The organism is Sorangium sp. So ce128 (genome assembly GCF_051525245.1).
Classification (GTDB): Bacteria; Myxococcota_A; Polyangia; order Polyangiales; family Polyangiaceae; genus Sorangium; species Sorangium cellulosum_B.
This window is the reverse complement of record NZ_CP150313.1, coordinates 9084806-9102363: the sequence shown is the minus strand read 5'-3', so window position 1 is coordinate 9102363 and position 17558 is coordinate 9084806. Positions and strand designations below refer to the sequence as shown.

9 protein-coding genes are annotated in these 17558 nt (G+C 72.5%); 5 read left to right on the top strand and 4 right to left on the bottom strand.

What is annotated here, in order from left to right:
- Window positions 1-195: 195 nt before the first annotated feature.
- The 3 genes from WME82_RS34660 (at window position 196) to WME82_RS34650 (ending at window position 7643) form a co-directional block, all read left to right on the top strand.
- Window positions 196-2490 carry a DUF3160 domain-containing protein gene (locus tag WME82_RS34660; protein WP_438038791.1) on the top strand — a complete coding sequence of 765 codons (2295 nt, stop codon included), beginning with the start codon at window positions 196-198 and terminating at the stop codon, window positions 2488-2490.
- A gap of 243 nt (window positions 2491-2733) precedes the next feature.
- Window positions 2734-4881, top strand: a complete 2148-nt coding sequence (locus WME82_RS34655; protein WP_438038790.1) for an ATP-binding protein — start codon at window positions 2734-2736, stop codon at window positions 4879-4881.
- Window positions 4878-7643, top strand: coding sequence for a GAF domain-containing protein (locus WME82_RS34650; protein ID WP_438038789.1), 2766 nt, complete (start codon window positions 4878-4880; stop codon window positions 7641-7643). Before WME82_RS34655 ends, WME82_RS34650 begins: the two co-directional genes overlap by 4 nt.
- 73 nt (window positions 7644-7716) lie before the next feature.
- Here the strand turns inward: WME82_RS34650 and WME82_RS34645 are convergent, their stop codons facing one another.
- From WME82_RS34645 to WME82_RS34630, 4 genes are all read right to left on the bottom strand, one after another.
- On the bottom strand, window positions 7717-9990 hold the full coding sequence (locus tag WME82_RS34645) for an ATP-binding protein (protein ID WP_438038788.1): 2274 nt from the start codon (window positions 9988-9990) through the stop codon (window positions 7717-7719).
- Window positions 9987-11861, bottom strand: coding sequence for an ATP-binding protein (locus WME82_RS34640; protein WP_438038787.1), 1875 nt, complete (start codon window positions 11859-11861; stop codon window positions 9987-9989). The genes WME82_RS34645 and WME82_RS34640 overlap by 4 nt, the downstream gene beginning before the upstream one ends.
- 205 nt (window positions 11862-12066) lie before the next feature.
- Window positions 12067-13131, bottom strand: a complete 1065-nt coding sequence (locus WME82_RS34635) for a YihY/virulence factor BrkB family protein (protein ID WP_438038786.1) — start codon at window positions 13129-13131, stop codon at window positions 12067-12069.
- Window positions 13132-13252: 121 nt separating this feature from the next.
- Window positions 13253-13594 (bottom strand): hypothetical protein, encoded by a 342-nt coding sequence (locus WME82_RS34630; RefSeq protein WP_437740769.1) that lies wholly within the window; start codon window positions 13592-13594, stop codon window positions 13253-13255.
- 125 nt (window positions 13595-13719) lie between these two features.
- Here WME82_RS34630 and WME82_RS34625 point away from each other — a divergent pair, with 125 nt between their 5' ends.
- Both WME82_RS34625 and WME82_RS34620 read left to right on the top strand, forming a co-directional pair.
- Window positions 13720-16746: a TIGR03960 family B12-binding radical SAM protein gene (locus WME82_RS34625; RefSeq protein WP_438038785.1), complete on the top strand. Its 3027-nt coding sequence runs from the start codon at window positions 13720-13722 to the stop codon at window positions 16744-16746.
- 109 nt (window positions 16747-16855) lie between these two features.
- The gene (locus WME82_RS34620; RefSeq protein ID WP_437740767.1) at window positions 16856-17545 is read left to right on the top strand and encodes a sensor histidine kinase; all 690 of its coding nucleotides are present in this window, start codon (window positions 16856-16858) and stop codon (window positions 17543-17545) included.
- Window positions 17546-17558: the final 13 nt, after the last annotated feature.

Sequence of the window (17558 nt, the reverse complement as noted above, 5' to 3'; positions counted from 1 at the left end):
GCGGTGACATCACGTCAGTTCTCCTCAGCGGCGCATCCGTCGCGAGGGTGTCGTATCCTGCTGCACTGGAGCAGATCTTTCCTGTTGCGGGCGAAGACGGGAGCGCGCCTCGCTCCCGCGGCACCGTCCTTGCCCGCAGCGGGGGCGCCGCGCCCCGCGCACTGCACTGGAGGCGCGCACTGGAAGGAAAACACGATGCGCAAAATGCTTCTTCACTTTCACGTCGTTCCGATCCTCCTTGCCCTCGCCGGCGGCTGCTCCGGCGAGAGCAACCTGCAGCCCGACACCGGCGGCACGCAGACGGGCGGCACGCAGACCGGCGGTACGCAGTCGGAGCAGCCGCCGGGGCCGCTCGGGCCCGAGCAGCAGGCGGAGCTCAGCGCGCTGCTCGACGAGCAGGAGTCCTCGGCGAACATGACCGCGGAGGACTTCGCCTCGAGGTACGCTGTCCCCTTCGCCTCGGGCCTGCCCTACGCGCCTGCGGACGCCGAGGGCCTCTCGGTCGTCCAGAGCACCTCGCTCGCCCTCGACCAGGACGAGCTCGCGAAGCTCTCCGCGAACGGCTTCGTCATCTCGGAGAAGAAGACCTTTCCGACCTTCGCTTACGGCTACGCGAGCATCTACGCGCTCGACCTGCCGCTCTACGTCTCCGCCGACTCCATCCTGTACGCGGTCCACCGCTCGTACGACGCGATCCTGAAGGGCGTGGAGCTCGCCGCGCTCGCGCCCGAGCTAGGGGCGATGCTCGAGGAGATGCGCGCGCAGCTCGCCGCAGGGGCCGGCGGCGAGCTCGGCGCCGAGGCGCGCGCCGACGCCGACCTCTTCACGGCCGTGGCGCTCTCGCTGCTGAACGACGCGCCCGTCGCGCCCGTGGCGGGCGCCGACGCCGCGAAGATCGACGAGCTCGTCGCGGGCGCCAAGGCCCACCAGGGCGCGGGCAACGTGCGCCTCTTCGGCTCCGAGCGGATCATGGACTTCTCGCAGTTCGAGCCCCGCGGCCACTACACCGACTCGCCGGCGCTCCAGCGCTACTTCCGCAGCATGATGTGGCTCGGCCGCGTCGACTTCCGCTTCCTCGAGACCCAGCAGGACGGCGCGCAGGTCCTGCAGCGGCGGCAGCTCGAGGGCGCCTATGTGCTGCGCGCCCTCGCCGACGAGACGACCCTCGCCCGGTACACGCGCATCGACGACGCGGTCCAGGCCTTCGTCGGCGAGAGCGACTACATGACCCTGCCGGAGCTCGACGTCCTGCTCGCGGACCTCGACCTCGCCGACGCCGCCGGCCTCGCCGGGCTCTCGGACGAGCAGATCATCGACGTCGTGGTGAAGAAGGGCCACGGGACGCAGCGGATCTCGAGCCACATCATGATCAACGGCCTCGGCAAGGGCACGATGCCCCTCTCGTCGAGCTTCGCGCTGCTCGGCCAGCGGTACGTCGTCGACTCGCACGTCTTCTCGAACGTGGTCTACGACCGGGTGAAGGGCGGCACCGTCAAGCGCATGATGCCGAGCCCGCTCGACGTGGGCTTCGCTGCGCTCGGCAACGATCAGGCGGGCCTGTTGCTCGCGCCCGAGCTCGGGCAGTTCCCCTACGCGCCGGACCTGCACATGATGCGCGTGCTCGTCGACGCGCACCCCGGCGACTTCTGGAGCAAGAACATCTACAATCACTGGCTCGGCGCGCTGCGGGAGCTGTCGCCGTCGAAGGCGCTCGCCGACAACGCGGGGCTGCCGGCGGTGGCAAAGACCGAGGCGTGGGGCCGGCGCCTCCTGAACACCCAGCTCGCCTCGTGGGCCGAGCTCCGGCACGACACGCTGCTCTACGCCAAGCAGTCGTACACGAGCGGCGCCACGTGCGAGTTCCCGGACGCCTACGTCGACCCGTACCCGGCGTTCTTCGCGCGCATCGCCGATCTGGCCGAGCAGGGCGCCCGCGTGGTCGAGACGCTCGATCTGTCGGGCGGGCCGTCGCTGCCGGGCGCGCCGTCGTCGTCGCTGCTGGAGCAGCGGGTGCCGGCGTACTTCGCGCTCCTGCAGCGCGTCGCGCGGACGCTCGGCGAGATGGCCGAGAACGAGCGCGCCGGGGTGCCCCTCACGGCGGAGCACCTCGATTTCATCAACCAGGCCGTCCGGATCCAGAGCGGCTGCGGCTCGGACGTGGGGGCGGATGGCTGGTACGCCGAGCTCTTCTTCGACATGTCCCAGACCGTGATCCAGGACCCGACGATCGCCGACGTGCACACGCAGCCGACCGACGCGGGCGGGACGCCGGTCGGGCGCGTGCTGCACGTGGGCACCGGCCTGCCGCGGCTCATGGTCGTCACCGCCGATCCCTGCGGCACGCCGCGCGCCTTCGTGGGGCTCGCGTCCTCGTACTTCGAGAAGATCACCGGGGACTTCCAGCGCATGACGGACGAGGCGTGGGCCGACGAGCTTCACCAGGCGACGCCTGACGACGTCGCCTGGATGAAGGACCTCGTCTCCCGATGAGCCTGCTCGGGGGAAGCGCGCCGGAACGATTCCACTTCGCTGGAATTGTGTCGTGTTGTGCCGGCGCGTCAGGGTGATCATGGTTTGTCTGCCCGCTCGCTTCGAGGCGCGAACAGACCGTCGCGTACACATCTCCATTGCAATTTTGCATCAGGCTCTGCGATAGCTGAACAAGGGGGATCGCTGGCGCTGCCGCCCGGTGCAGGGGAGAGACCGGGCGAGCGAACGCTCGCGGGAACGCGCATGATCAGCCTGTCCGAGTACGCGCTCACGGACGTAGTTCACGAGGGTAGAAGCGTCGTTGTTCACCGCGGCTACCGGAAGCAGGACGGCGCGAAGGTCATCGTCAAGCGGCTGAAGGCCGAGCTCCCCGATCCCACAGAGCTCGCGACGCTGCGGCACGAGCACGCGATCCTCAGGGATCTCGCGATCGCCGGTGTCCCGAGGGTTCACGGGCTCGCGACGTCCGAGCGCGGCGTGGCGCTCGTCATGGAGGATACCGGCGGGCGGGTGCTCTGCGACATCCTGCGTGAAACATGCCTCGATCTCCGGACCACGCTGGAGGTCGCCATCGCCCTCGCGGCCATCCTCGAGTCCCTCCATCAAAGGCGCATCGTCCACAGGGACGTCAAGCCGCACAATGTCCTCCTCGATCTGGAGTCGAAGGCGATCAGGCTCATCGATTTCGGCATCTCGGCGCGCCTCGTCCAAGAGGTCCAGGCGATCGGCAGCCCTGAATCACTGGAAGGTACCCTCGCGTACATCTCGCCCGAGCAGACCGGCCGCACGAGCCGCCTCGTCGATCATCGCTCCGACCTCTACTCCCTCGGCGTCACGCTGTACGAGATGCTCACGAGGTCTCTGCCTTTTCGAGCGGTCGACTCTGTGGAGCTCGTGCACAGCCACATCGCGAGGACACCGGCCTCGCCGTGCAAGGTGTCGCCCGACGTCCCCAGGGCGGTGTCGGACATCGTCATGAAGCTCCTTTCCAAGGCCCCCGAGGACCGGTACCAGAGCGCTCACGGCCTCCGCGTCGATCTCGAGGCCTGCCTGTCTCAGCTCGTGCGGGCGGGGCGGGTCGAGCCGTTCCGCCTCGGAGAGCACGATCTCTCCGCCGAGCTCTGCATCCCGCAGAAGCTCTATGGCCGCGAGGCGGAGACAGCCGCGCTCCTGTCCGCCGTCGAGCGCGCAGCGCAGGGGGCGACCGAGCTCGTGATGGTCAGGGGCCCTGCCGGCGTCGGCAAGTCCGCGCTGATCAAGGAGATACGGCACGCCGTCGCGCACCTGCGCGGAGGGTACTTCATCGCCGGCAAATCCGAACAGCTCGACCGGAACGTCCCGTATGCCCCTTTCCAGCAGGCGCTCCGGGAGCTGATCCGGCAGATCATGGTGGAGCCGGCGGAGGCGCTGACGCGCTGGAGAGACCGGATCACGGCGGCGCTCGGGGAGAACGGGCAAGTGATGGTCGATCTCGTCCCCGAGCTCTCATGGCTGATCGGGCCGCAGCCGAGCGTACCGGAGCTCGGGCCGACCGAGGCGCAGGGCCGCTGCCACATGGTGTTTCAACGCTTCATGAGGGCGCTCGGGTCCTCCGAGCGCCCGTTCGCCTTGTTCCTCGACGACCTGCAGTGGGCCGATCCAGCCTCGCTGAACCTGCTCAAGGTCATCCTGAGCAACACGGGCGGCGCTCATCTGCTGGTGATCGGCGCGGCCCGGGATCAGGAGGTCGACGAGGGACACCCGCTCTCGTTCGCCCTCAGCGAACTCCGGAGCGCCGGCGCGACCGTCTCCGAGCTGCCCCTCGGGCCTCTCGGCCTCGCCGACGTGAACCAGCTCCTGTCCGATACGCTGCACTGCGAGCCCGAGCGCGCGGCGCCGCTCGCCTCGCTTCTGTTCGAGAAGGTGCACGGCAACCCGTTCTACCTGAATCAGCTGCTCCGGCGGCTCCGCGAGCAGCAGCTCATCACGCTGGACCGGAGCGCGGAGGCATGGACCTGGGACCTGCGGCGTATCCAGGACACGCCCATCGCGGAGAACGTGGTCGAGTTCATGGTGGACAGCCTGCGAAGGCTCCCGGCCGAGACCCAGGAAGCTTTGAAGCTCGCCGCGTGCTTCGGGCACCAGTTCGATCTGGAGACGCTCGCGCTCGCTCGCGAGAGGCCCCTTGCGGAGACGGCCGCGCACCTGTGGGGGGCGATGGACGAGGGGCTCGTCCTGCCCCTCAGCGGCGACTACCGGTTTTACCATGACGGCGTCGCGCGGGACGCGGACATCCCGGAGCAGCCGGCCTGCAACGTCTCCTATCAATTTCTCCACGATCGCGTGCAGGAGGCCGCCTACGCCCTGATCGAGCCGGCGCGAAGGCCCGAGGTGCACCTCAGGCTCGGATGAACCTCGCGGCCGGCCGGAAGGCCAGGTCCGCGGCGGCCTTCGAGGCGGCGTTCAGGTACCTGGACGCCGGGATCTCGCTGCTCGACGGCTCCGCCGACGGCCGGGAGCAGGGCGGCGAGCTGACCCTCGCGATGCAGATGGATCTTGCCGAGTGCGAGTTCCTGACCCGCCGCTTCGAGCGTGCGCTTTTGCGGTGCGATGCCCTGCTCGGCCGGGTGCGAGAGCGGATGGATAAGGTGCGCATCCACGAGCTGCGCATGACGGTATACATGGCGCAGGGGCGTTATGCGGACGCCATGGCCGCCGGGCTGGCGGGGCTCGCGCTCTTCGGGATCGAGCTGCCGGAGGCGGGCGAGCAGGTCGCGGCGGTCGTGGGGGCGGAGCTCGCGGAGGTGCAGGCCGGGCTCGGCGGGCGCCGGATCGAGGAGCTCATCGATGCGCCCCTGATGACGGACCCGGACAAGCGGGCGCTCATGAAGTTCCTCCTCGTCATGGTCAACGCCGCGTTTGCCTCGAAACACCCGCTCTTTGCTTTCCTCATCGCCAGGCAGGTCAACATTTCCCTCAGGTACGGTCACTCGGAGGGCTCCGCGAGCGGCTATGTCGTCTACGGGTTCCTCCTCTCGGTGGCCCAGGCGCGCTTCCGGGAGGGCTACGAGTTCGGCAAGCTCGCCATCGATCTCAACGACAAGCTCAACCACCGCGAGATGGTCTGCAAGTTGAACGTCCAGTTCGCGGGGTTCATCCATCGCTGCAGGCACCTGCGCGAGGCGCTGCCTTACTTCGAGCGGGCCTACGACGCTGGCGTGCAGTCCGGCGATTTCTTCCTGGCCTATGGCTGCTACCAGATCGCCGAGACGCGGCTCGCCCTCGGCGAGGAGCTCGGGAACGTAGGCGAGGTGATCGCGAAGCTCCTCGCGCTCGTGCAGCGGCTCAAGGACAGCCCGAGCGCGGCGACGCTGCAGATCATGCTGCAGATGATCGCGAACCTCACGGGGCAGACCCAGAGCCGAGACAGCCTGAGCGATGGCGCGTTCGACGAGGCCTCCTTCGCCGCGACGCTGGCGGAGCTGCCGCTCGCCGAGTTCTGGTACCACGTGACCAAGGCCCGGCTCGCGTTCCTCTACGAGGATCCGCGGGGGGCCCTGGCGATGGCGGATCTCGCCGCGCCGATGACGGCCATCGCCGGAGGCACGCCGATCGTGGACATGCTTCCCTTCTACGCCGTGCTCTCGATGCTCGCGCTGCCGGACGCGGCCGAGCGGGAGCGGCGCGGCGCCGCGATCGCCGCGCACGAGGCCCGGCTCTCGCTCCTCGCGGCGAGCTGCCCCGAGAACTACCGGCACCGCCATCAGCTCGTGCTCGCCGAGGTGGCGCGCGTGGCCGGGAAGGAGGTCGAGGCGATGGCGCGCTACGACGAGGCGATCTCCGGCGCGCGCCAGGGCGGGTTCGTCCACGAGGAGGCGCTGGCGAACGAGCTGTGCGCGAAGTTCCTCGCGCCCGCAGGGAAGGTGAAGGCGGCGCGCGTCCACATGACCGAGGCGTACGACGCCTATCGGCGCTGGGGGGCGATCGCGAAGGCGTCGCACCTCGTGGAGCATCATCCCCATCTCCTCCAGGAGTCCGCGGCGCCGCCGTCAGGCGAACGGTCGATGTCGGTGTCGCTGCCCACCACCACCACGTCGAAGAGCGCGGCGCTCCTCGACGCGACGACGATCCTCCGGGCAGCGCAGACCATCTCCAGCGAGCTCGTGCTGGATCGCGTGCTCGAGCGCCTGATGGGGCTCGTCCTCGAGAGCGCCGGCGCGCAGCGGGGCGCGCTGCTGCTCGCGCGCGAAGGCCAGCTGCTCGTCGAGGCGACCGCCACGGTCGAGCCGAGCAGCGTGCTCGTGGGCCTCTCGCTCCCCCTCGATCAGAGCGGCGACGTCGCCCAGGCGGTGGTGCGCTACGTGGCCAGGACCAAGGAGCCCGTCATCCTGAACGCTGCCGCGCAGGACAGCCGCTTCGCCGCCGATCCGTACGTCATCGCGCGCCGCCCGCGCTCGGTCCTGTGCGTCGCGCTCTCTCACCGGGGCCGCCTCACGGGCGTGCTCTATCTGGAGAACAACGCGGCGTTCGGCGCGTTCACCGCGTCGCGGCTGGAGGTGTGCGAGATGCTGTCGTCGCAGGCGGCGATCGCGGTGGAGAACGCGCTGCTCTACGCGAAGGTCGAGGCGGCGAGCGCCGAGCTGCGGCGCGCCAACGAGGGGCTGGAGGGCGAGGTCGGGCGCCGGACCGCCGAGCTGCGGGAAGCCAACGAGCGGCTCGCGCGTGAGCTCGTGGAGCGCGAGCGCACGGAGACGATGCGCACGGCGCTCCAGGAGGAGATCCTGCGGGTCAAGGACGAGCGGCTCGCGGAGATGTCGACGCCGCTCATCCCGATCTCCGATCGGGTCGTGGTCATGCCGCTCGTCGGGACGGTGGACCCGCCGCGGGCGCTCCAGCTGATGGCGACGGCGCTGGAGGGCGTCCAGGCGAGGGGCGCCGGCGTCGTGATCATCGACATCACCGGCGTGAAGCTGGTCGACACGGAGGTCGCGAGCCTCCTGATCCGCACCGCAGACGCGCTGAGGCTGCTCGGCGCCCGCGCGGTGCTCACCGGGATCAGCCCCAGGGTGGCGCAGACGCTCGTGGCGATGGGCGTCGACCTCGGCCGCATGGTGACGAAGCAGACGCTCCAGAGCGGCATCGCCTACGCGATGGGGAGACCCGCCGCGGCATAACGCGCGCTCGCGCGACGCCGCCGCGGCGATCTCGCCCGCGGTCGGGCCACCGGTCTCCGGATAATGCGATGCGTTATGCCGCTGCGGCCGCCGCCAGGAACGCCTGCGAGAGCTCCGACGGCGCCGGCAGCGCCGAGCTCGCGAGCCCTCGCCGCGCCACCGCGAGCCAGCGCATCGGGTCGGCGACCGCGCCGCTCGCGATCGCCGCGAGCAGGCGGCGGCGCATCCAGTCCTTGCGGCGGTAGAAGCTCGTGCCGTGCTCGGCCGTCGGGCGCGGGACGTAGCTCGCCAGGGAGACGTGGGTCTTCTCGTGGAGCAGGAGATCCGCCAGCGCCGTGAAGGCGACCGCGTCGTCGCGCAGGAGCACCGCGGTGAGCAGCGCCCGCACCCGCGCCGACGCGAGGTTCACGCTGATCCCGCTCCCGTCGGTGTGCGCCATCTCGTCGGGGCCGTAGAGGTCCTGGTGCACCCAGATCGGCGACGCCGGGAGGTCCGCGGACTCGGAGATCGCCGCGTCGAGCCGCTCGATGATCGTCATGGCCGCGGCCACGGCGCGGACGCCGGGCACGTCGATCGCGGTCTTGAGGAGCGCCTCGCGCGAGGTGCGGGGCATCGGGCACGGCGCGGCGCCCGGCGCCCGCGGAGGCGCCCCGGCGGCGGCCTGGAGGGGCTGCGACGCCGCGCCCTCGCTCGCGAGGCGCCGCCAGAACGCCTGGGCGAGCGGCTCGTCGAGCGCGAGGTACACGAGATCCCCGGGCCGCACGCCGGCGGCCTCCCGCCCCATGGCGGCCTCCGGCCCCGGACCGGAGGCGCCGAGCGGCCAGCGGGCGGTGCTGCGGACCTGGCTCGACGACAGCGACGGTGCGGCCTCGAGGGGGCGGAGCGCGCCGGTCCGGTGCGCCTGGAGCAGCTCGCGCAGCGTCAGCGGCGCGCTCCGGTAGTGGATCTGGCCGAGCGGGGAGAGCGCCGCCCCCGAGGGCCGCTGGCCGGAGTCGACGACGATCGACCGGAAGAGGGGCGCGTCGAGCAGCCCGCTCGCGAAGCGGATGACCTGCTCGGGCGCCGCCACCGTGGGGGTGCGCGCGACCGGATCGAGCTCGTCCACCGCCTGCGCGGACGCGATCGTGATGCTCTCGCCGAGCAGCGCCGCGTGGAGGAGCCGGTCGAGGACCGAGGAGAGGCGGTGATCGACCGCGCGCAGGAGCTCGCGGTCGTACAGGGCGTCGCGCAGGACGAACCGCTCGAAGGCCGCGACGAGCGCCGCCTCGACCGCCGTGGACGCGGTCGCCGCGACCGCCGAGCGGCCCTTGTTGAGCGGCACGCCGAGCGGCAGCTCCGCGACCAGGCCGAAGCCCGCCGCCGTGATCGCCCGCGCCAGCTCGCGGTGAAGCCCGAGCTCGGGGCCAGGGAAGGGATCGATCCGCGTCGTCACCGTGAGCCCCTTCTGGGTGATCGTGAGCTGAGGCTCGATGCCGTCGCCCCGGCCGACGAACAGCTCGACCGCGCCGCAGAGCTCGCCCGACGGCGGGAGCCGGAGCGGCACCTCCGCGGCGCGGCGGAGGCGCCCGCGCGCCGTGTTGACGAGCGCGCCGTCCACGTAGATCCGCGCGACGGTCGCGTCGACAAGCCCCACCGCCGCGGTGACCTCCGCGGCGAGCGCGGGCCGCGAGATCGGCTGCGCGAGCGACAGCCTCACCGAGGTGCCCGTCGTCGGGCGGCGGGGCGGCTCGGAGGCGCGCTCGTCAACACGGCGCGCAGGGGCGCCCGCGCGGGCGCCGTCCGCGTACGGCGCGGGCGGGGGGCGGGGCAGGGACAGGAGCGTCCACGAGAAGTCCTCGTAGGGCGGCCCCCCGCCGAGCGGCGCGACGAGCAGCCGGTGCCCGCCCGAGGGCGTCGCCGTGACCACCTCGATCCACGGCGCGATCTCGAGCACGGAGAAGAAGCCTATCCCGTGCTCGCCGATCGCGTCGGGCTCGCCCGCCTTGCCGCTCCGGAAGGGCACGAGCAGGTCGGCGAGGAGCTCGGTCCGGCTCATGCCGCGGCCTTGATCGGTGACCGAGATCTCGCGCCCGTCCTCGGACGAGCGGACGTCGATGCGGGCGCCCGGCGGCGACGCGTCGAGCGCGTTCTGGAGCAGCTCGCGGAGCGGGCCGATCCGCGACGACGCCTGCGCGTAGATGGTGCGGGAGAGGATGCGCTGCGCGAGGTCGGGCACCGTCGCCTCGCCGCGGCAGGCGGCGACGAGCGCGAGGCGCTCCGCGCTGCTCGCCTGCAGGTAGGCCTCGGCGCGCCCGTGGATCCGCACGAGCAAGAGCTCCGAGAAAAGCCCGTACGAGATCTGGGTCATGGCTCGCCTCCAGACGTCCTTTCGCCGGGCCGGGGCGCCGCGAAGGCCGGCCCGTCCACGGGTTCGCCGACGATGAGATCGCGCTCGAGATCGGCCTCGCGCACCCCGGAGGCCCGATCGAAGGCGGCCCGCAGCGCGTACCAGTCGCTCCAGCCCGAGGGACGCCGCACCGCCGCGCTGTCGTCGCGGATGAGCAGGAGCCTGCGCGTGCCGAGGCACGGCAGCGGCCCCGCCGGCCGCCGCCCCGGCGCGTCGGGGAGCGGCGGCGCGCCCGGCGCCCGGCGCGCCGCCGCGCCCGCGCCGCGGTCCGGCTGGAGCCGGCTCCGGCAGAGGGCGACCATCGTCGTGTGCGGGCTCGTCGCCCGCGCGACGAGCAGCGGCAGCCCAGAGAGGTCGCCGCGGCGCCGCGCCAGGGCCGAGAGCGTCTCCGGCGGGTCGATCTCGAGCTCGTCCTCGAGCAGCTCGCGCTCGCCGGGCAGGTGCGGCTGCCACTCGCGCTCCGCCCAGAAGCTCTCCGGCACGAACAGCCGCTCCGCCACGCTCGGCCCGAGGAACCCGAGCAGCGCCTCGCGCCGCTCGGGGGTCACCATGCAGCGCCCGGGGCCGAGCAGGGCGCGCGCGAGATCGAGGGCGACCTCGTCCCAGCCCGCGGATTGCAGCATGAGCGCGCTGATCTGGGCGGCCATCTCGGCGAGCCTGTCGCGCGTGCGCCGGCCCTCGCCGCTCGCCGCGGCGAGCTCGATGAGGCGCCGGTAGAAGGCCGTCGCGACCGCGGTGAACTCGGGCCCGACCTTGAGCGCGTCCCGCCCCTCGGTCAGCTCCACGGCGGCCGGGAAATCGATGAGCGCGAGCTCGGCGAGGGCGAGGCAGGCGTCGACCTTGACCCCGGCATGGAAGGTGGCCGCCGAGATGCTCGGGAGCAGCCCTCGCCCGCCGACGTGGAAGCGCGCGAGGAGCGCGTCGCCGAGGTGGGTCCGCGCCTCCAGCGCGGCCGCGCCGGGGGGCTGGGGCGCGACCGCGACCCGCTCCTGGATGAGCTGCCCGCCGGAGATCAGCCGGCCGTCGTTCACGGCCGCGCCGTCGAGCAGCACGAGGGCGCGGCTCGCGGGGAAGAAGTGGAGCGCGTCGCGCAGGTACGCGCGGACCGTGGCCGTCTCGAGCAGCGCCGAGGTGACGCGCACGCGCGTCCCCAGCAGCGGCGCGATCCGGCGCACCGAGCACATCAGGGCGGCGGTGAGCTCGGGCGACGCGCGGCCGCGGGCTTGCCCGAGCTCCTCCGAGGCGCTCGCAGGCGCGCTGCCCGCGTCGCCCGCGCTGGGCCAGGCCACGACGCGGATCGCCCATCCCTCGACGCCGTCGCCGGTGGTGACGTGCAGGCTGAAGCTCTCCGGATCCGAGAGCCCCAGCCCGAGCACGGAAAAGAACCCGACCCCGAACCGGCCGAGATCGATCCCTGGCCGCTTGTCCGTCGCGAACGGGATGAGCAGCCGTGAGAGGATTGCCCGGAGCCCCATGCCGGCGCCGGCGTCGCTGACCTCGACGCGCCCGTCGGTGACGGCGACGTCGACGACGGGCTGCGGCGCGCGGGCCGCGTCGGCGGCGTTGAGCACGAGCTCGATGAGCGGCCGGAGCGGATGCCCGAACTGCCGGCAGATCTCCTCGTCGAGGATCTTGAGCAGGTAGGCGCGGTCGATGGGCGGCTCCGCGAGGTCGCGCTGCCCCGCGCACAGCGCCTCGAGCGCGGGGCGGTGCAGGCCGACGGCGACGAGCTCGTGCAGCGCCCCCAGAAAGTACAGCCCGGCGTCGCCCGGCAAAGGCGCGGCGCGTCGGTCGCCGCCCCCGTCACCCCCCGCTCCGTAGTGCGCGTGCACGCTCGACTGCTCCCCCTCACGCCCGCCCTCGACATGCCCCTGCGCGAAGTGCGCGCACCCACCGTGCGAATGCGCGCCGAGTGAGCGCCGAGTGGCGGACGAGCGACGGCGCTTTCACCGCCCGTGCCGAGCCGAACCGTCGGGCGTCGACCGTCCGTCCTTCAGCGCGCGGCCGCCGGGGGCGTCGGCCTCCCGCCGCCTCGACCTACCCGGCGGCGTGGTGCTCGCGCGGCGAGCTCGGTGCGCCGCGCGCTTCGTCCTCGTCCGCGCTGCCCGCGCCCTGGGCGTCGCCGAGCCGCGCCGCGGCCCCGCGGGGGAGCGCTGCGCCCTGGGGGAGGGTGGTGCTCAGGGGCAGCGGCGTGACGCTCTGGGGCGGCGGCGTGACGCTCTGGGGCAGGTCGGAGAGCTCGGGCAGCTCGGAGAGCTCGAGCGCGCTCCACTTGCCGGGGGGCGGGATCGACGTCACGCCGGCGCGCTCCCGCTCCAGGCGCGCGTTCAGCTCGCCCCCGATGAGCAGCGCCAGCGCCAGGAGCCACAGCCAGAACAGGAAGATCGCGACGGTCGCGAGGCTCCCGTAGAACGTGGCGTAGCGGCCGAGCGTGGCGACGTAGAGCGAGAAGAGGGTCGACACGGCGGACCAGAGCACCACCGTGAGCACCGCGCCCGGGAAGATCCGGCGTCGCTCGATGTTCGGGCGCTGGATCGAGATCCTGAAAAAGGCGGCGACCATGCAGATGACGAGGCCCCCGGGGAGGGCGAAGGCGACGATGCGGGCGCCGGTCGATCCGGAGAGCGTGCCGATCAGCACGCCCACGCCGGCGACCACCGGCACCACGGCCAGGCTGGCCATCACGCACGCCGCCGCGATCGCCCTGCGCACGTACCAGGGGCGCTCGCGCGTGTTGTAGATCGTGTCGAACACGCCCATGGCGGTCGAGATCCCGGAGGACGTGATCCAGAGGAAGCCGGTGATGCTGATCGGCGCGACCGCCGACGACTGCGAGAGCCGGATGAGCTCCTCCGAGACGAGCTTCGCGACGTCCGGGGGCGCCGCCTGCAGGATGGGCCGCACCACCACATCCGACCACTGGTGGATCCGGCTGAGCACATAGCCGGCGAAGGCGGCCAGCGGGATCAGGCTGAGGAACGCGTCGAAGGCCATCGCGCTCGCGGCCCGCGGCCCGTTGTGGCGATCCAGGCTGACGATGACGCTCCACACCGCCTTCGCTGCGTGGTGGCGCGCGATCTGTTGCCGGATCGGAGCAGGCACGGAGGGCAGCGTCGCTCTCCCTCGTGCGGGGCGCAATACCATCCGCCCCGCCGCCGCGCGCGGCCGATCTCGGCACAGCGGCGATGTCCGTGCAGCGGCGCTCCGGCGCTGCGGCGCGCGCCTAGGCGTCGGTGTTCCTGTCGGCGGCGAGGAGGCTCTGTACGGCGTAGGGCACCGACTCGACGCCGGCGAGCTCGGCGAGGGCGTAGGCGATGTGCTCGCGGCTCGCGTGCGGCGGGATGCCGACGATCGCCCAGGAGCCGCCCTCGCCGCGCTGCAGATTGCTCCCGCGCTCGACGCGCATCGCGGCGATCGCGGGGTAGACGGCCACCGTCATCCGCTTCGGCCGGAGGCGGTCCAGCGTGCGCATGGCGAAGGCGATCCGGTCGAACTGGCTGGGGTCCCGGTACTCGACGTGCCGCGCCCGGTCGATCTCCACATGGTGGGCATCACGCTCGCGCACGTCGTGAGCATAGCCCAAGCAGGCCGCCGCGCCGCTCCGGCCTGCGGCCCCGGACGGCAGATCGAGCTGGCTCGAGCGGGCCGCGGGTGCCGGCGCCGGCCGGCCATGCTACGCGCCGAAGCGCCATGGACAGCCTCCCCCTGCTCGCCGATCACCCGTACGCCTCCTTCCTCGATCAGGTCGAGAAGCCTGCGCGCTACGCGGGCGGCGAGGTCGGCTCGGTCGTGAAGGACTGGGCGTCGGTCGAGGCGCGCGTCTGCCTGGCATTCCCGGATGTCTACGACATCGGGATGAGCCACCTCGGCTTCAAGATTCTCTACAAGCTGCTGAACGACGACCCGCGCACGCTGGCCGAGCGCTGTTATACGCCCTGGGTCGACATGGAGGCCCAGCTCGTGAAGCGCGGGCTGCCGCTCGTGTCCCTCGAGTCCGCGCGCCCGCTCAGGGACTTCGACGTCGTGGGCTTCTCCCTGCAGTTCGAGCTCACGTACTCCAACATCCTCACGATGCTGCACCTCGGCGGCGTCCCGCTGCGCTCGGCGGACCGCGGCGAGGACGACCCGATCGTGATCGCGGGCGGCCCGACGGCGACCCACCCCGAGCCGATCGCCCCCTTCCTCGACGCCATCGTCATCGGCGACGGCGAGGAGAAGGCGACCGAGGTCGCCCTCGCGTGGGCGCGGCTCAAGCGCGAGGGCGTGCCGCGGCGCGAGCGGCTCGTCGCGATCGCGCGCCTCGGCGCCGTCTACGTGCCCTCGCTCTACGCGACCCGGCTCGATCCCGACACCGGCTTCGAGGTCGTGGACCGCCCGCTCGCCTCCGGGATCCCGTTCCCGATCGAGCGCGCCCTCGTCGACCTGAACAAGTACCCGTTCCCCGACGAGAGCCCCACGGGCGGGCCCGAGGCGATCTTCGACCGCATGTCGATCGAGATCGCCCGCGGCTGCACCGAGGGGTGCCGCTTCTGCCAGGCCGGCATGATCTACCGGCCCGTCCGCGAGCGCGATCCCGAGCAGATCGTCGACACCGTGATGCGCGCGGTGCAGAGGTCCGGCCAGGACGAGGTCTCGCTCACGGCGCTGTCGACCGCCGACGTCTCGTGCATCTCGCCGCTCATCAAGAAGGTCACCGAGCGCCTCACCGCGGAGCGCATCTCGCTCGGCGTCTCGTCGCTGCGCGCCTACGGGCTCGAGCCCGACCTGCTCGACGAGCTCAAGCGCGTGCGCGCGACCGGCCTCACCTTCGCGCCGGAGGCGGGCTCCCAGCGGATGCGCGACGTCGTGAACAAGAACGTCACGGAGGAGCAGCTCCTCGAGACGGCCGAGCGCGTGTTCAGCCGGGGCTGGGGCAAGATGAAGCTCTACTTCATGATCGGCCTGCCGACCGAGACCGACGAGGACGTGCGCGGCATCGTCGAGACGGGCGCCCGCGCGGCCGGCGCCGGGAGGAGGGCAGCGGGGAAGGGCAAGCCGGTTGACGTGACGGTCAGCGTCTCGACCCACGTGCCGAAGCCTCATACGCCCTTCCAGTGGGCGGCGATGGACACGCTCGGCGAGGTCGGGCGCAAGCAACGGCTGCTCAAGGACACGGTGCGGCCCTATCGCGCCGTCACGCTGAAGACCCACGAGGCTCACGTCAGCGTCCTCGAGGGCATCTTCGCCCGCGGCGACCGTCCCCTCGCCGACGTCCTCGAGCGGGCCTGGCGGCACGGCGCCCGCTTCGATTCGTGGGAGGACAAGCTCGATCTCGCCGTGTGGGAGGAGGCGTTCACGCACGTCGGCGTCGACCGCGAGAAGTACCTCGGCACCCTCCCGGTGACGGCGCGGCTGCCCTGGGATCACATCGACGTCGGCCTCGAGGAGGGCTTCCTCGCGAAGGAGTACAGGAAGGCGCTCCAGAGCCGCCTCAGCCCGCCGTGCGGCAAGGTCGCCGGCACGTTCGTCCACCACACGAACCTCGACGACGCCAAGGCCGACGCGCGGCGGCTCGTCTGTTACGACTGCGGCGTCGCCTGCGACATGACGCAGATGCGCGAGGAGCGGCTCACCTTCCTCGATCGGCTCGGCGCCCACCGGCGCTCGCTGCCGGTGCTCACCGACGCAGGCGCCGCGCCGCCCGCGGCCGCCGCGGGTCCCTCTGGCGCGCCGGCGAGCGACGGCGGCGCGGAGCGGGAGAGCGTCGGCGGCGCGGAGCGGGAGAGCGTCGCGGCCACGGAGCCGAAGAGCGGCGACGACAGGGAGCCCTCGCGCGCCGAAGGGGAGGCGCCCCACCGCGCGCGGCGGATCGCCCCTGCGCCGAAGGGCCGCGGCGGCTTCCGCTACCGCTTCCGCTTCGAGAAGGCCGGGCCGATGGCGCTGCTCGGCCACCTCGACGTCGTGCGCGAGCTGCCCCGCGTGCTCCGGCGCGTCGGCGCGCCGATGACCTACACCGCGGGCTTCCACCCGAAGCCCGACATGACCTTCTCGCCGGCGCTCTCGCTCGGCGTGATCAGCCTCGACGAGTACGTCGACCTCCGCCTCGAGCGCGATCTCGATCCCGCCGCGCTCGACGCGCTCGTCGCCGCGATGTCGGCCGCGAGCCCGCGCGGGCTCGTGTTCAGCGGCGCCGTCAAGCTCGGCCCGGAGGACCCTTCCCTGAGCAAGCTCATCGCCGGCGCGCGCTACGCGCTCGCCTTCGCGCGCTCCGCGATCGGCGGCGACGCGGAGGCGCTCCTCGCCGCCCGCTGCAGCGCCGCCCTCTCGGCCGCGTCGCTCCCGATCCGCCGGGAGATCGACCGGCTCGCCAAGATGGTCGACGTGCGCCAGTACCTCGTGCGGGCCGAGGTCGGCGGGCCCGAGGTCCACGCGGCGCTCGCGCGCGCCGGGCTCGTCGGCGATCTCGTCGCCCTCGAGGTCGAGGTCGATATCCGCGGATCGGGTGCGGTGAAGTCGTCCGAGGTCGCGGCGGTGATCACGGGAGAGCCGGGGGAGGCGCCGGGCGCGATCACGCCGCCGCCGCACCGCGCCGTGCGGCTTCAGCTGTTCGGCCGTACGTCGCCGGCGGGCTCCGCAGCGGGCGAGCGCTTCTCGCTCTTCGATCTCGAGCGGGCGCGCCGCGTCAAGCCGGCTCCTGAGCGAACAGCGGCCCTCCCGCTCGCCGCGGACGCCGAGTGAGCCAGCCCGGGACGGTCGTGTCGTAAAGATCCTCCCGGCGATGGCGGCGGCGGGGCGCGGAGCGCGCGCGGGCTATCGCTCGGGGATCGGCTACGCTGCGCTTTGCTTTATGGCAAAGGAGGCTCACGAGATAGCGTGCTGCGCGGCGCGCCTGGCCGCGGCGGGGGCGGTCGGCGCGAGCGTCGCCCACGAGCTGCGCAACGCCCTCGCGGTCGCGGAGTCGTCGCTCTACCTGGCGCAGCGCGACCTCGACGATCGGCCTCGCCTGCTGCGCCACCTCGACCGGGTGACGTGCGAGATCCGCAAGGCGCACGAGGTCATCGGCAGCGTCCTCGGGCTGGCGCGCGGCGAGCCGCTGCGGCGCGAGCCGGCGCACCTCGGCCGGCTCATCGAGGGCGCGCGGCACGCGCTGGTGCTGCCCACGGCCGTCCGGTTCGAGGTCGCCGTCGCGCCGGCCGACCTCACGCTCCTGTGCGACCCGATCCTGCTCGAGCGCGTCTTCTCGAACCTCTACCTCAACGCGATCGAGGCGTTCGACGAGGGGCCCGGCGGCGTGATCGTCACGCGCGCGTGGAGGGGCGACGAGCGCACGCACCTCGAGATCGAGGACAACGGCCCTGGCGTTCCTCCGTGCGTGGCCGACCACCTCTTCGAGCCGCTCGTGACCGCCAAGGTGAAGGGGACCGGCCTCGGCCTCGCGCTGAGCCGGGTCATCGTCGAGGCGCACGGCGGCGAGATCACCGCGACGGCGGGCCGGTGCGGGGGCGCGGCGTTCCGCATGTGGTTGCCGAACGCGTGACGGGCGCGGAGCG